The organism is Candidatus Enterococcus wittei (genome assembly GCF_002140175.1).
Classification (GTDB): domain Bacteria; phylum Bacillota; class Bacilli; order Lactobacillales; family Enterococcaceae; genus Enterococcus_B; species Enterococcus_B wittei.
On sequence record NZ_NGMO01000003.1, the window covers coordinates 125108 to 140690 of the forward strand.

The following is a 15583-nucleotide window of genomic DNA, read 5'->3' on the forward strand; positions in this document are numbered from 1 at the left end:
GTTCTACACTGAGGCATAAGGAGGAAAAATAGAAAATGGTTCCTCATATTTTTTGTTTTTTTGACTTATGTCCAAAGTGTAGCTTCTTGAACACCATTTAGCAAGAGGTCGTGAAAAAGCCGTTCTGCTCCGAGTATTAAGGCGGAATTTGAGAAAATAGTTCCTCATATTTTTTCAAATTTCAACTTAATATCGAAGGAATTGGCTTTTGAACACCATTTAGCAAGAGGTCGTGAAAGAAGCGTTCTACACTGAGGCATAAGGAGAAAAAATAGAAAATGGTTCCTCATATTTTTTGTTTTTTTGACTTATGTCCAAAGTGTAGCTTCTTGAACACCGTTTATCAAGAGGTCGTGAAAAAGCCGTTCTGCTCCGAGTATTAAGGCAGAATTTGAGAAAATAGCTCTTCATATTTTTTCAAATTTTAACTTAATATCGAAGGAGTTGGCTTTTGAACACCGTTTATAGAGGTCGTGAAAAAGACCTCTAATCTAAGCATTGAGTTAGAGTGGCAGAAAATAGTTTTTCACATTTTTATTTTTAGAGTACCATCAAAATGCAACTTTATAACTCATTCGTATGAATAAACAAATGGGTGTTTAATAATGCCCCTTCCATATTTCACTAGATAGGAGCTGATTGGATGACCCCAATCGTATTGGATCAAAAGATCTACCATAAAAATGACTTTACTCCTTTTGCATTGACTGATATCTTAACAGAGTATGCCAAAAAGAACCAACAGATCTTTTTACATTTTTGGCAATATGATCAAACAATCATCCTTGGTATGAAAGATACTCGAACACCCTTCTTAGCAGATGGTATTCAAACGATCAAACAGGCGGGCTACATACCGATGATTCGAAATTCTGGCGGCTTAGGTATCGTTTCAGATACAGGGATATTAAATATTTCATTGATTTTCCCACAAAACGAGGAAAATAAATTTTCCATTGATGAAGCTTATGAAAAGATGTTAGCATTGACTCGGCATGCTTTCCCAGATGCTTTGATTGAAGCCCATGAAATTGACGACTCTTATTGTCCGGGAACTTATGATTTAAGTATAAACAATAAAAAATTTGCCGGTATTGCTCAACGTCGAGTCAAAGGAGGCATCTCCGTGATGATGTATTTAAGTGTCAATGGGGATCAAGAAAAAAGAGGCCAAATGATGCGTGCTTTCTACCAACAAGCCTTAAAAGATCAGTTTGGCAAAGATGGTTACCCAGCTGTCGCACCACAAAGTATGGCAACACTTGAAGAATTGCTTCATTTGCCACTGGCCATCTCACAAGTAAAACATTTATTTTCAGAAGCTTTTAATTCTCTTTTTTCAGCGAGTGTTTCTGTCGATTCACAAGAATGGCGTACCGTACATGTGTCTTCTGAAATATGGTCGGCACAGATTGATCGAATGGCCCAACGAAATTCCTTGAAGGAGCTTGCTTATGACAACACCTTACAAATATAAAATATTACCTATGGAAAAAGTCTTCAGAGACCCTGTCCACAATTATATCCATGTCCAACATCAAGTCATTTTAGATTTGATCAATTCAAAGGAAGTGCAACGTTTACGTCGGATCAAACAGCTGGGTACAGCTTCTTTTACTTTCCACGGTGCTGAACATAGTCGGTTCACGCATTCATTAGGTGTCTACGAAATTTCTCGTCGGATTTGTGACATTTTCTCTCGAAATTTTTCAGTAGAAAAAGTGGGCATGAATGGTTGGGATGATAGCGAACGTTTAGTTACTTTATGTGCAGCTTTACTTCATGATATCGGTCATGGCCCGTATTCCCATACATTTGAACACATCTTTCATACAAATCATGAAGCCATCACTGTAGAGATCATCACTTCTCCGGAAACGGAAGTTTATCAAATCTTGAATCAGGTTGAGGAAGGGTTCCCTGAAAAAGTGGCTAGCGTAATTCAAAAAACTTACCCTAATCCGCAAGTGGTCCAAATGATCTCCAGTCAAATTGATGCAGACCGAATGGACTATCTTTTACGCGATGCATACTTTACTGGTACTGAGTATGGAACATTTGATCTAACTAGGATCTTGCGAGTGATCCGTCCTTACAAAGGTGGAATTGCTTTTTCTATGAATGGCATGCATGCCGTCGAAGATTATATCGTCAGTCGCTATCAGATGTATGTTCAAGTTTACTTTCATCCTGTTTCACGTGGTATGGAAGTCATTCTAGAACATTTACTCCATCGAGCGCACGAACTTTATCACGAAGATAGCAGTAGCTTCGCTAACCATTCCCAACTGCTCTTACCTTTTTTAGATGGAACATTTACGCTAGAAGAATATTTAAAGTTGGATGATGGTGTGTTGAATACGTATTTCAATCAATGGAGTGATTCATCTGATCCGATTTTAAGTGATTTAGCCAAGCGTTTTTTAAATCGGAGACCGTTGAAATCGGCTACCTTTTCAGGCAATCGAAATTCAGAACTCATTAAAGAACTTACTGCCCTTGTTGAAAAGGTCGGCTATAATCCCCAATACTACACAGCAATCAACTCAAGCTACGATTTGCCTTATGATTTTTATCGGCCTGAAGAAGGACGGCATCGAACCCAAATCGAAATCTTGCGAAATGACGGAAGTTTGGTAGAATTATCAGAGGTAAGTCAACTTGTTGCTGCTTTGGCAGGACAAGAACAAGGAGATGAACGTTTCTTCTTTCCAAAAGAGATGGTCGACCCTTCTTTACGAAATCACTATGATCTATTTGATGAAACTTATCAAGAATTCGCACGTCATATTCTTAATGGTGCGCTGATTGAAGAAATAAATAACTAGGAGGATTTTATGTCTATCAAATTAGTTGCTATCGATATCGATGGTACTTTATTAAATGAAAAAAGAGAAATTACGAATGAAGTAAAAGAAGCAATCGCTCAAGCGGTAGCAAAAGATGTTGCCATTGTTTTATGTACAGGTCGCCCGCTGCCAGGGGTCCAAGACCAATTAAACGAGTTAAATCTTTACCAAGATAATGATTATGTCATCACTTATAACGGAGCTTTGGTACAACAAACAAAATCAGGGGAAATCATCGCTCGTCATGGTTTATCTTACGAAGATTTCCTTGAAATCGAAGTGATGGCAAGACGTGTCGGTAGCCATCTTCATTCGATCGATGATCAAGCAATCTATACGGCAAATCGTGACATCAGTGCGTATACGATCCATGAAGCAAGTTTAGTCAAGATGCCTTTGAAATATCGAACGGTAGATGAAATGACGCCTGATATGCAAATCGTAAAAATGATGATGATCGATGAGCCAGAGATTTTAGATGCTGCCATTGACCGCCTGCCTCAAGCCTTTCGTGAAAAATACACGACAGTTAAAAGCGCACCTTATTATTTTGAAGTATTGAATAAAGCTGCTAGTAAAGGAGCAGCTGTGGCTAACTTAGCTCAACATCTAGGAATTACTCAAGACGAAGTCATGGCCATCGGTGATAACGAAAACGACTTATCTATGATTGAGTATGCTGGTATTGGAGTAGCTATGGGAAATGCCGTACCATTAGTCAAAAAAGCCGCTAACCATATTACTACTTCAAATGATGAACATGGTGTAGCTGAAGTCATCAAAAAATATGTCTTATAAAATGCTGGAATCTCTTGTGTTTCAAAATAAAAGATACTTTGAATGATTGACAATCTCTTAAATGTAAATAACTGAAGTTCTGTAAGACATACCTTTATAAAATAAGTCGTAGACTTTCGAAAATAGTAAAAGCTATTTCCGTAAGTCTGCGACTTATTTCGTCAAAAATCAAATATATCATTCAAATTATTACACCTATTTTTAAAATCTGATTTGTCAAATTAAGCTAGACAATATATCTTTATCCATGCAGCTCAAAAATACTTCCAATGGTGTTTGGTAATTTAGTGATTTTCTTGGAATATGGTTTCTTTTCGAGGCAACGGATTGAATAAAGGTTTCATCCGTGTCTCTAAAGTCCATTGTTTTAGGTAAACCATCTCTTCTAAGCAAGCCATTTGAGTGCTCATTTAGCCTTCTTTGCGAAGGTGTTCCTGGATCTGCGAAAAAGATGGCAATATCGTTCGAGTTACTTATAGATCGCCAGTTGGAAAATTCTTTTCCACAATCAAACGTCATGGATTTAAACAGATGTTTAGGCATGGATTTGAACCAATCATTTAACCTGGTTTCGATATCTTCGGCTCGTCTGCCTATGGGTTTCAAAGTAATAATAACCTTGGATAAACACTCAACCAATGTAATAACAGCGCTCTTGTGTTTGACTCCCACAATGGTGTCGCCTTCATGTGGATAGAGACTGTTCCGTTCATGAATAGTTCTGCGAAAGGCCTGTTTCCCACGCTTTTCTTGATGATTATTTGGTTTGCGTTTTCCCTTCATAGGTAACGACTGCGTGTCAAAAAGGCCTTTTTTAAACATCCGATAGAGTGTACGAGCAGAACAATCAATTGGAAACTCGCTACGGCCGATAATCACGTCGGGGGACCATCCTTGAGCTACTTTCTCTTGAACATACGTTGATTGCTCATCAGATAAAACGGTTGAATGTCGTCCACACCGGGATTTATTTTGTTTGTATTGCCGATAATAATCTAGCACTTTTTTTCCTTGTTTGAGGAACGAATAAACGTTATAAATGGTTTGTCTAGAGCGATTTAAACTTTGTGCGACAAGAGCGACAGGTTTGTCGATATTGAAATAAGACGCTATCAAAACAAGTTCGTCTGTTGTAAGATGGGTATAGGTCATTTGTACTCACTCCTTATAATTCTTTGGTCGGAACTATTTTGAGTGTAGCACAAGTGACTTTTTTTAGTTGTCTAGCTTAATTTTACAATCGGCGAAATAAGAAAATTAAATCTGTTAAGCTACTTGAATATGTAGCATCTCTTTAACTTACTTGACTATTCTTTTGTTGCAAGCCATTTTTCAACTGCCCAACGATGACTACCACGTTTTAGTTTCGCTAAGGCTTCTTCTGATGTCACCCACCAAATTCGGTTGGTCTTTTCTGTCGGTTGGCCAATCTGGTACCAAGTTTTTGCTACATAAAAATAGCCAGGATTATGATAATACGTTTGACGATGATTCGAATAAAAATACTCAACAGCTTCTCCTAAATATTCGTCAATCTCAGCAGCAATCCCCATCTCTTCCATCAGCTCACGACGGATTGCTTCTTCTTTCGTTTCCTCTCCTTCAATCTCGCCACCTGGTAAAAAGAATGCCCCGTTTGGTGCTTCAATCACTGCAAGATGCTCATTCTTTGGCACAATTATGTATGCTGCATAACGATCCTGATAATCTGCAGTCTGGTTTTTTTCACCAAAAATCGGTTTATTCATGTTTTTTTATCCACCTTATTCTTTTTCCTACATTGTACATGAGAGTTTTCTCATAAACAAGCATGATCCCATTTTTCCTTTCTTATTTTTGATATGATAATAAAAAAAGAAAAAGGAGTTTTTATCTATGAAAATGGCGCACACTTGCGTACGAGTAAAAGATCTTAACGCATCTTTAGAATTTTATCAAAAGGCATTTGGTTTTGAAGAAAGCCGTCGTCGTGACTTCCCAGAAAATAAATTTACATTAGTTTATTTAACTTTACCTGGTGACGACTACGAGTTGGAATTGACTTACAATTACGATCACGAAGGCTATGACCTAGGAAATGGTTATGGCCATGTCGCTATCGCAGCAGATGACCTAGAAACACTTCACGAAAAACACCAATCAGAAGGTTTCAATGTCACTGATTTAAAAGGTTTACCTGGAACAGCACCTTCTTACTACTTTATCGTCGATCCTGATGGTTACAAAATCGAAGTTATCCGTGGTTAAGAAGTTCGCTAATAAATAAATCCATTAAAGTAACTGTGGGCTTGTCACGAGAAGACAAATCCACAGTTATTTTTACTATTCCAAAATACTATATATCAAAGGGGACTGTGATGTAAGTCTCTAGCAAAAGAGAGGCTGGGACGGAAGTGTTAAGCTCCTTCTTATTTCTCAGTGTTAAACACTTTTTTCCTAGCCTCTTGTTTACAGTCTGTAGATCTTTAAGTTTCGGTTACTTATTTAAAAGAATTTAATCGCCTATTTTAGATTAACTTAAGTACATAACATATGCTTTTTTCATAGACTAGGTGTTAAATTATCTCTCATATCTTTTGCGAATATCTCTACTCCTCTTTCCTTCATCATGTGAATATTTGACTGCGTATATAATAGAGGAAAGCTTCGTTGTTTAATGTTGTGGAACTGGCTCTTTCTGATTCTTGTTTATTGGTTGATTGGACGTTGCCGCTGGAGTGACTTGAGTACTTCGTTCTTTACTATTGATTACAAGATTTAGAAAACTATTATTTGTTATGGGTTGTGGAGCCCCTCTGTCTGTTTTTGTGGTTACGAGATCTATGGAACTTCTATTTGATAAAATTTGTGTGGGTTCTGTAGTTTCCGTCCAGTTCGCAGTTCTGACAATTCCTGGTACTTCTGTACTTGTGTTATCCGTTATTCTTGTTGAGATCTGCTCTTGCGTCTTATTCAGTTGAAGATCTTTTTCAAAGACTTCTTCTCCAAGCATGGACATCACTGCTAAGTGCGTAAACATAGAGTCAATTCCTAAGTCTTCTTCATTAATACTCCGTTTGACAATCGGTCGTTCGTCAAATGGCCTACCATCAGCGAAATCTCTGAGGAGAGTCATCAACATTTCTGCATCCATCATTTGAAAATTAGCCCGCAATGTCGGATTTTTCTCCAACGCTGTAGCTACAGTAATCATTGATATCGTTGGCTTATTCAATGAATAAGCCAAATGATTCACAAACTTTTTAAAAGGTAAAGATTTCAATAAATCTGGATATTTTGAGATAAAATTATTTATTACATCTTCTCCACTTCGGCGAAAACCTGCCTTAATAATATTATAACCAACTATATCCTCTGACACCGCAACATGATGTGTCATTTCATGTAAGATTGTCTCATGTTCATCTGGTCTTATCTGGAACCCTTCCTTAATACTTGGATCTAGGTGAAATGCATCCGCAAAAATAAGTATTCTACACTCCGGATCAAGTTTTTGAACGAAGGCCTCCGTTTTAATCCTTTCCCTATAAAGTGAACGATATTCCTGCGAGCCTGGTTGGCGAATCAAATCAGTAGAGACAATCCAAATATTTTTAAAAGCCAAGTCCGCCGTTTGCTGAAGAAATGCTTCCCCCTTTTTCGCAATTGACCATAGTCTCATGATGATTTCTTTCAAGATCACTTCTTGTTCGTCCAGCCCATCCAATTTAAATAGGTTGATCAAGTATTGACCTTCTGGAGTTTCTGCAAGTACTGCTTCCTTTAACAAATTCCCACATTTTTCTTTTACTGTTTTACAAGTTTCCTGTGCTTTTGTAAAATTTTTTACCAATTTTTTTCGAAATAGTTTGATAGATTCTGGCACATCATCTGAATTAAGACCTATGTATACTCGAAAATCAAGTTTAGGATTCGAAGGTAAATCTTCAAGAATACACTTCATAAACTTTCCTTTCAGCCACTCATTATCATTACAATAGATTGGTGTTTTTTCTGGAAGAAAAGCAGAAAATTCACCAAGTTGGACATTGTCATCTTCATATTTTGGCTTTATAAATGCTTCTTGATAATCAATTGCTTCTCTAAGCTTTGTCCACTGCTTCGAATTTCCGGGAGGATTTGATGGAAGCTGATTAATTGGTGGTAGCCCTATATTTCCATCCATCTGTGAAGCTACTCCTTGCGATGTACCTGGAGTTTCTTCATCTGAAACTCTCGATATTCTTTTACGTGGGACACCTTTACTTCTTCGCTTTGAGATTATTGCTTCTTCAAAAAAAATCGCTTCTATTGCTTGATTTCTTTCCAAGTCTGTCTCAAAACGAAATTTGCCATTTTTTTCATCAAATCTCAAGATGGTCATTGATTCATTGTAATCCTTTTTCACTAAATGATACCGATTTCCATTTTTCTCCAGTGTGATTAACGGAATGTAATGATCGCTGATCTTGATATAGGATCTACCTGATTCATCCCGCATCAATCCTTTTCCATCTGGGGCAGAAAGTTCACTTGGATTTTTATGCGTTTCAAATTTATCCAACATACTAGCGATTTTTTTCTCCACTTCTTTTGCCACGAAAGGGGACGTCGTTGCTTCAAAAAACCATTCTATTCCATTAAAATTTACTGGGAAGCTCTTACTAAGATGAGGGGCATAAACATCCAACCGGATCCCGTGCTCTTTGATGGCTGTCATAGTCACCTCAATCAGTTTCTCCTTCATTCGAATAAAACGCTTCGTTTCTTCTCCTTCTTTTTCTACAGTTGTGATCTCCCCTGTGCCATAGGCTTGAGGATTTGAATTAACTTCCACGACAAAGACCTGATCTTTATCCAGTTTCGCCTCCAAGAGGTTGATCAATTTTAGTTGTTCAGTTGTAAATGTAGCGGGTCTATAGGCTTCTAAGCGATTGCCTTTTTTCATAAATAAGCCGCCAAATACCTCCGCAGTTTTCAGATTCGTCACCCTCATATACAACTGATCGTTCACTTTTCTCACTGGAACTTCTAAGCCATTCCAATCGACCATCTCGATTGATTTTTTCCACGCTTCTTTCGCTTTCTCCATTGTTTCGACTCTTTCTAACATTTCTTTCATTTTCTTACCTACACGTAATTCATTTTTGAACTTCACTAATTTCTGAACCACCAATCGTCCTCCGTCTACGACCATCCCAAATCCTGGATCAAGATTCTGTGCAAAAGTCAGCACAAGTCTTCTGATCTCATCGATATTGGGAAGAAAGCGACTTCTACTTTTGATGACATTGCGGATGCCCCCTCTGGCAAAGGCTCTAGCCACACCTAATGCAAACTTCATATTCAAGGAAGTGATTTGGCCTAATACTGGAATCATGAGTAAGGCATCAATCGTACACGAAACAACTGCTTCTTCCGTGTCTTGGTTAATGATCCCTGTCACACAATCATAAAAAGGAATAAAATGCTTGGCCACCTCCCAAGCTTTTTTGAGATCCGCCTTGTCGTTTCCCGAATCGTACAATTGTTGATACAGTTGATCACTATGTTTACGACTAAGTACTTCAATGAATGGCGCTGTCTCAATCCCATGGGATAATTTTTTACTCCGATTCACATGAGTAGAAAACGTAAAAAGTTTATCCCCGATCCGAATCTCATTTCCTTCTTTCTTGTACCCATTTTTCCAACGATTTTTCTGATCAAACAATCCAAATTTGAGGTATAACAGAGGATCTTGATTGACACGATAAAAACGATAGCCCCCTTCGCTATCCAACTGTTTCAACGCATACCACCGTTCTTCCTTTCCGTTGACCGCCACAAACAGATCCGTTTTGTTTAGATTAAGAGTCGTGGTCTTTTTTTTCCTCACGGAAAGTAAGAAATGGATAGCAGGAGACCCACTTGTGACCGGCATCTCCTCTATATAGTCACTTTCATTTTTCAACTCGGCATTCGCTTCATATAGATGAGTTCCTTCTGAGAAAATAAACGCTCGTTCCTCTTTTTCGAAGGCGTTTAGTGCAAACTCTACCAATTTCTTATCCAGTGGCAAATACGCCTCTGCTACATTTTTCGTCAACTTAGTATACCTAGCTTCTAATTTTGTTGGAAGCCAGTCAATGTCTGGACAAGGATCCGCTGCACCTATAAGATAATTTTGTTTGATCACATCCAAAGAAGTGAGAGACCCTTTGTCGTGACATGTCTGTGCTAAAGCTGTAGCTAACGCCTCTTTTCGACGCCATTGAAGAAAGTTTTTTTGATAGGCTTTATACAAACGATCAAGAATTTCTTGATTGTCGATAATCTTATAATAGCCTTCTTGTTGATACCCAATGAAAGTACTGATAGCCACTTCTTTGTAGGTGCCCGTAGCCAATGCCTCTCGTAACAGATCTGGTTCTAGTTGAGCGACCGCAAGTAAAGAAGGCATTAGAAGATGGCGGAATTCTTCATAGGTAGTGATTCCTTTTTCAAGGATCATTTTCCAGAAATGTTGCCCCATCAATCGACTGTCTTCTGGATTGAATGACTGAAGATAACCTCCCTCTTTTAAAATTTTCGCCCCAGTTAGTTGCATCAAAGAAGCATAATCAGAAATCAATAAGTGATCCGCTAAGCCACTACTGTCTAGAAAATAGTTGGGCAGCTCTTGTTGGAGTAAAAAGTTCCACAATTTATTAAAGCGTCTCTTCTGTTTTTGAGAAAGAGTAGGAACATCTAGCTGAATCAAGCCTTCTTTTTCCAAGTTTCTGACGGTAAATAAATCTCTCAAGCGCCCCATGGTAAATTGATCTACATCAGGAACTGACACCAATGTTTTGACCATGTAAGCTTCAATCGAACTTCCTAACATCGTTTCAAAGGCCCATTTCATGACCGTTAATTCGGCATCTTTGTTCGAGATTTTCTCCTCATTTTTTTCGTCATTAAATTTCAATGCTTTCAAGATCACTTTCGCCACAGGTTGAAGTTTTTCATAATCAAAGATCAATTGGTTGTTTTCTTCTTTTGTGATCCGTTTTCCCATAGTGACCAATAATTCTTCTTTGGTTGGCTGATCCGAGAGTAATTTCTTCTGTTGAAAAAAGGCTTCCACTTGTTTTCGTACATTGGGATCACGCCATTGAATGCCATCCGTTTCGACGATATTGTTTTTTTGTTTGTCTACACTTGTTGGTTGAGGGGTACTTGCTAGTTGAGAGCTACTCGTTGTTGATGGTGTACTTGTTCCTTCTGGTTGTTTTGTCGTTTCTGCGACAATCGCTAAAGCCACAGGTTGGTTGTCTTTGATTGTTTCATAGACCCATGATCCGACTGTTAGACCAGCTTGCTCCTCTGAAATTACTGCCTCTTCTCCCATTTCTAGGATAAGTTTTGCAAGTTGTTTGACTTTCACCATATCCAACGTTGGTGGTGTTGCACCTTCAAGAAGCACCCATTCACCGACTGTTTCCATTAGGTCTTTGGCATTAGATTCTTGACAGGCAATTCCATTTTCCATGAAAAAATGAACGAGCTTTTTACGAATGTTCTCTTTTTGTTCGCTATTCCACTTAGGAAGAGGGAGTTCCTGTTCTTCCTGGATCACTGTCTTTGTTGGGTCATCTGCATTTTCATGCAAGAATTCTTGTATTTTTTCATTGATTTCTTGAGTGGTATCAGTACTGTCGATTTGTACTGTTTGAGTCACATTTGATCCAAGAAATTCAATAGGAGTTGACGTTGTATCGGCTGAACTGTCTTGGATAGTCGATTCAACGCCAACAGGGATTGGCATAGCTTCAGCGCCTAATTGTGGAAATAGATCGAAATTAAAATATTGGAGATACCCATCCACCATGTCAGAAAATCCTTGGGCCAAATGCCAAAGTTGTGCCAAAAAACTCGTTTCTTCAGGATTCAATACAGGCACAATTTTCATAATCATTTCAGGTATCATTTCTAGTACAGTTTTCGCTTTCGTTTCTGGTGTTCCTTCTGTTTTCCTCTTCTTCGCTTGAGTTGTTGGGTTAAAAGATGGAGATTTCACTTGATGATTTAAGTTCTTTTCTGATTGTAGGTTAGCGGGAACTTGTCCGTCATAATCCACCGAAAAAGTTTGTAATAACAAATCTACAAAGTACGACATGAGAGATCTACCATGGACACCTTCTTGTTCTTGAGTATAGTTTATCTGTTCATATGGGGAAAAGAACTGGTGAAACCTGTCCGTTAAGCCATTCCAAAATATTTCTGTCTTTTGATTATGTATATTCGTTTGAGATACCGTTGTTGCTTTATGTTTGTTTTCATAATTTGACCGAATGAGTTCACTTAATTTTTGCGCTGCTTCTTCTGCAGAAAAATGCTGCAACTTATAAGCAGTCGTATTGGTCATATAATCAGAGGAAATAGTAGCATTCTCCATTAGTTTCATTCTTTGATCATTTTGCACATTCGACTGAGCGATTGCTTCCTGACAAACGGTGATAAAACTCGTTTGTTCCACACTTTCTCCTGTGAGAATCAATGTGTTTACCTGATCCGTCCTTCTCGTGGTACTACAATTCACCAGTTGATAAAGACCATGAACTTTCTGATGAAAAAAAACACTTAATTCATGTGCTTTCAGCGCTACATCGATGTCCTGTTGAGTAGATGTTCGTGTCTGATTATGTACTATCTGCTTGCCAAAAAGAGAACTCACACTGACAGAAGGTCCTGCAATTGATGTTGAAGAATGAGACATGGGATAGGTCGTATTTAAAAATAATGGAGAGTAGATTCGCTCATGATTGATGGTGGAAGTTGAAACAAAGGAATGGATCCTTGTCTGGTTTCCCTCTCTTCTCACATCGATCCTTGTATTCACTTCAAAAGCTGGAGGAGTTTTTTTAATGACCGTCTGTTGGTTGGAAAAATTTAATGGTGGAACCACCGCCCATAGGTTCAGCCATGTATAATACCAACCGAATGGGTGTGTTATTCCTTCGGGTGTGAGGGTCTGTCCTGTCCTATCAGCGATATGGTTTAACCTCCTTTGGTCATCTCCTGACGCATTCTTGTCATTCATTTGGTTGTAGTGCCGACCGCTTGTTCTTCTAGAAACATCTTGTGGTATTTTTAACTTTTTTGACATATTTGATTGCAATAGTATCCTTGATTTTTGTGGCATCTTTTTCTCTCCTTCTTTGAAGTTATTATTATGAATTTTTTATATGTACACAGCAATAAAAAAATCCTCCTAACCTCCCCTTTCTCTCTATAATAATATAAACTCTCAAAGACATGCTTAAAAAAACTCCTGAGTGATCAAGAGTTTTAAAAGTAATTTTCAGTTTTATGTGTGTTTATTTTGATTATACTGCAGGATAGAGATTCCCTCCGTTTTTAATGGAACTGGAGTCTAATAGCAATTGCATTCTTAGCTAGTTTTTTCCTCCTATCAATCCAGAAAATAGTTCTTAGATATTCCTTTTCATTTGGTTTGAAATAAATATTTTATTGGTTATTCAAATTCAACTTTTTCTAGTTCAAAATCAAAAAACTTTCCTGATACGCATCCTCCGTTCCATTTTTCCAACTCACTTGCCGATAAGATCCACAGTTTGTTCATCATGATTCATACCTATTTTTGTTGGATTAGTCATCAAATTAGTTTCTAACTGGTCAGATAAGAAAGATGATAACTAAACGCAAAATTTCTCTAATCCACATATTAGGAGTAGCAACGAACATAAAAAAATCCATAATAGATTGGAGACAAATTTATTCTCTAGACTTTATTTATGTTTACATAATATTTCATTAATAACTTCTCCATCTATATTTCCGCCTGAAATTACTAAGGCAATATTTTGTCCACCTATACGGTCAGAAAAGTCATTGACTGCAGCAATCGTTGTACAACTACCTGCTTCAGCGACAAATTTTTCTTGTGTAATCATGAAATCTACAGCTTTTGCAATTGATTCTTCTTTGACTTCAATAATATCATCTACATAGTCTTTTAACATTTCATAGCTAAGTTTCCCTACTCCACCAACTAGGGCATCACAATAGGTTTCTTTGCTTGGATATTCCTCATAAAATACATTATCTTCATAAGATTTTATCATCGCTGGACAGGCTTCTGTTTGAACTCCTACTACTTTGATCGTAGGTTTAATCGCTTTTGCGGCTACTGCAATCCCGGTGATCATTCCCCCACCACCAATAGGTACTACAATCGTATCGATCTTAGGATTTTGTTCTAAAATTTCAATAGCTATCGTTCCTTGCCCACTGTAAATCTTTGGATCATCATAATAAGCATCTATATAAGTCATATCATTTTCTTCGATATATTTCATTCCTAATTGGTGAGCTTCATCATAGTCTTTACCTAGACGCATTACTTTTGCACCAAAGTATTCTATTTTATCTGTTTTACTCTTAGGTGTACTTTCTGGGACAATGATGGTAGCTTTTTTAATGCCTAAAATCGTGGCAGCATAACTTACAGAACTCCCATGATTTCCAGAAGATACCGTAGCAACTCCTTTTGCTTTTTCTTCATCTGTTAATGTAAGCATTTTATTTAATGCTCCACGTATTTTAAAACTTTTCGCTTTTTGCATAGATTCAAGCTTAAAAAAATATTTCTTATCAGTATCACCTAAATAAAAAGACTCAACTAATGGTGTAGTAGGTAGATATGAATGGATTCTTTTGTATGCTTCTTGAACATCTTGATAATTAAATTTTTCCATATTTGTTCACTCCTTAAATTAAAATTCTACATTTAGAATATTTTTATCTTTGCTCGTATCTAAAGCAGCTTGGGCAGTTGCTATATCCATCAACGCCATTCCTGTTGCATCAAAAATGGTAATGTCTTCTGCTGTTTTTCTTCTCGCCGTTTTATTTAAAATTAAATCACAATCTCTCCTGAAATATCCTCTAATTGAATGATTTTGTTTTTTAAAGCTGTTTCCATTTCCCCCACTTGAGAGCTGTGATGCAAATCATCAGTAAAAATAGTTGCATTAGAAAAAATATTCTCATCAATTTCTTGTTTATCTTCCATATCAGCTCCCATTGTAGATAAATGAATACCAGGTTTGATCCATTCTTTTTTAGAAATGGTATTCTTGAAGGTGTTATGGTAATGATGATCTCACTGCTTTCAGTTGCTATTTGTAAGTCTTCTACGGGAACAATTTTGGTATTCGTTTGAGAGATACCCATTCATTCTTAATATTTCAAATATTGCTATCCCTCAATCGGTAGAAAATAGGTTTCTAAATTAAGTTCCTTGATAATTTTGTCTAAATCAGCGACTTTTACAACCATCGTTTGATCTGGGCGACCAGGTGCAAATACAAGTTTTTCATGCGAGAGCAATTCTTCATCAATAATTACAGGTACCTGTGTTTCATATCCAAAAGGAGAGACAGCTCCCGGTTTTTGACCAGTTGTTTCCTCCATAATTTCTGCGGTTACAACAGAAAGCCTTTTTCCCACAAGTTTACTTAATTTTTTAAAATCACTTCTTTTCGTAGTGAACGTTAGAAATATATAGTGATTGCCTTGTTTATCCTTTAAATATAAACTTTTTGTTTCTGTACCTTTAAAACCATGTTCCGCCTTCACAACTAGTGCATCCTCATTAGTATAAATAGCTCGATGATGATATAACTCAAAATCAATGTTTGCATGTTTAAGTGTTTCCTCTAGATTAATCAAATTCTCTCACCCCATCTAAATTATTGAATTTTCTATAGGTTATATCATGACAATTTTTTTGTAGAAAAGTCAACAATATAACTATATTTCCATACCTTACCTCTATTCATTTTTAAAGTAATTTATGTTATGTATATTGAGCAAAATTAGCTAAATTCCAAAAGTGCTAACCAGCTCGATGATTGAAAAATAAGGGAAAATTTTCAAGCTTTTGATTTTTCAACAAAACTATATAATAG

10 protein-coding genes are annotated in these 15583 nt (G+C 37.1%); 4 read left to right on the plus strand and 6 right to left on the minus strand.

What is annotated here, in order from left to right; translation table 11 throughout:
* Window positions 1-643 precede the first annotated feature (643 nt).
* From A5844_RS08570 to yidA, 3 genes are read left to right on the plus strand one after another with little or no spacing between them, the layout of a single operon-like run.
* The gene (locus tag A5844_RS08570; RefSeq protein ID WP_086284784.1) at window positions 644-1477 is read left to right on the plus strand and encodes a lipoate--protein ligase family protein; all 834 of its coding nucleotides are present in this window, start codon (window positions 644-646) and stop codon (window positions 1475-1477) included.
* A complete protein-coding gene (locus A5844_RS08575; protein WP_086284785.1) occupies window positions 1455-2828 on the plus strand; it encodes an HD domain-containing protein in 1374 nt (457 codons plus the stop codon). The genes A5844_RS08570 and A5844_RS08575 overlap by 23 nt, the downstream gene beginning before the upstream one ends.
* A 9-nt stretch (window positions 2829-2837) precedes the next feature.
* Window positions 2838-3647, plus strand: a complete 810-nt coding sequence (yidA, locus tag A5844_RS08580; protein WP_086284786.1) for a sugar-phosphatase — start codon at window positions 2838-2840, stop codon at window positions 3645-3647.
* Window positions 3648-3863: 216 nt separating this feature from the next.
* Here yidA and A5844_RS08585 read toward each other — a convergent pair whose 3' ends face one another.
* Both A5844_RS08585 and A5844_RS08590 read right to left on the minus strand, forming a co-directional pair.
* Window positions 3864-4799: an IS30 family transposase gene (locus A5844_RS08585; protein ID WP_086284787.1), complete on the minus strand. Its 936-nt coding sequence runs from the start codon at window positions 4797-4799 to the stop codon at window positions 3864-3866.
* Window positions 4800-4954: 155 nt separating this feature from the next.
* The gene (locus tag A5844_RS08590) at window positions 4955-5395 is read right to left on the minus strand and encodes an NUDIX domain-containing protein (RefSeq protein ID WP_086284788.1); all 441 of its coding nucleotides are present in this window, start codon (window positions 5393-5395) and stop codon (window positions 4955-4957) included.
* A gap of 127 nt (window positions 5396-5522) precedes the next feature.
* On the opposite strand from A5844_RS08590, the gene gloA reads away from it, so the two are divergent.
* Entirely contained in the window at window positions 5523-5894 is a 372-nt protein-coding gene (gene gloA, locus A5844_RS08595) for a lactoylglutathione lyase (protein WP_086284789.1), read from the plus strand.
* A gap of 406 nt (window positions 5895-6300) precedes the next feature.
* Here gloA and A5844_RS08600 read toward each other — a convergent pair whose 3' ends face one another.
* From A5844_RS08600 to A5844_RS08615, 4 genes are all read right to left on the minus strand, one after another.
* Window positions 6301-12792: a hypothetical protein gene (locus tag A5844_RS08600; RefSeq protein WP_086284790.1), complete on the minus strand. Its 6492-nt coding sequence runs from the start codon at window positions 12790-12792 to the stop codon at window positions 6301-6303.
* A gap of 607 nt (window positions 12793-13399) precedes the next feature.
* The gene (locus A5844_RS08605; protein WP_086284791.1) at window positions 13400-14368 is read right to left on the minus strand and encodes a threonine ammonia-lyase; all 969 of its coding nucleotides are present in this window, start codon (window positions 14366-14368) and stop codon (window positions 13400-13402) included.
* A gap of 161 nt (window positions 14369-14529) precedes the next feature.
* The gene (locus A5844_RS08610) at window positions 14530-14742 is read right to left on the minus strand and encodes a hypothetical protein (RefSeq protein ID WP_086284792.1); all 213 of its coding nucleotides are present in this window, start codon (window positions 14740-14742) and stop codon (window positions 14530-14532) included.
* A 128-nt stretch (window positions 14743-14870) separates the two neighbouring features.
* Window positions 14871-15344: a YbaK/EbsC family protein gene (locus tag A5844_RS08615; RefSeq protein ID WP_086284793.1), complete on the minus strand. Its 474-nt coding sequence runs from the start codon at window positions 15342-15344 to the stop codon at window positions 14871-14873.
* Window positions 15345-15583 lie beyond the last annotated feature (239 nt).

What these genes read in the sequence shown, in the direction of transcription:
- gloA (WP_086284789.1), top strand. Translation starts at nt 5,523, where the DNA reads ATGAAAATGGCGCACACTTGCGTACGAGTAAAAGATCTTAACGCATCT.
- A5844_RS08585 (WP_086284787.1), bottom strand. Translation starts at nt 4,799, where the DNA reads ATGACCTATACCCATCTTACAACAGACGAACTTGTTTTGATAGCGTCT.
- A5844_RS08605 (WP_086284791.1), bottom strand. Translation starts at nt 14,368, where the DNA reads ATGGAAAAATTTAATTATCAAGATGTTCAAGAAGCATACAAAAGAATC.
- A5844_RS08575 (WP_086284785.1), top strand. Translation starts at nt 1,455, where the DNA reads ATGACAACACCTTACAAATATAAAATATTACCTATGGAAAAAGTCTTC.
- A5844_RS08590 (WP_086284788.1), bottom strand. Translation starts at nt 5,395, where the DNA reads ATGAATAAACCGATTTTTGGTGAAAAAAACCAGACTGCAGATTATCAG.
- A5844_RS08600 (WP_086284790.1), bottom strand. Translation starts at nt 12,792, where the DNA reads ATGCCACAAAAATCAAGGATACTATTGCAATCAAATATGTCAAAAAAG.
- A5844_RS08570 (WP_086284784.1), top strand. Translation starts at nt 644, where the DNA reads ATGACCCCAATCGTATTGGATCAAAAGATCTACCATAAAAATGACTTT.
- yidA (WP_086284786.1), top strand. Translation starts at nt 2,838, where the DNA reads ATGTCTATCAAATTAGTTGCTATCGATATCGATGGTACTTTATTAAAT.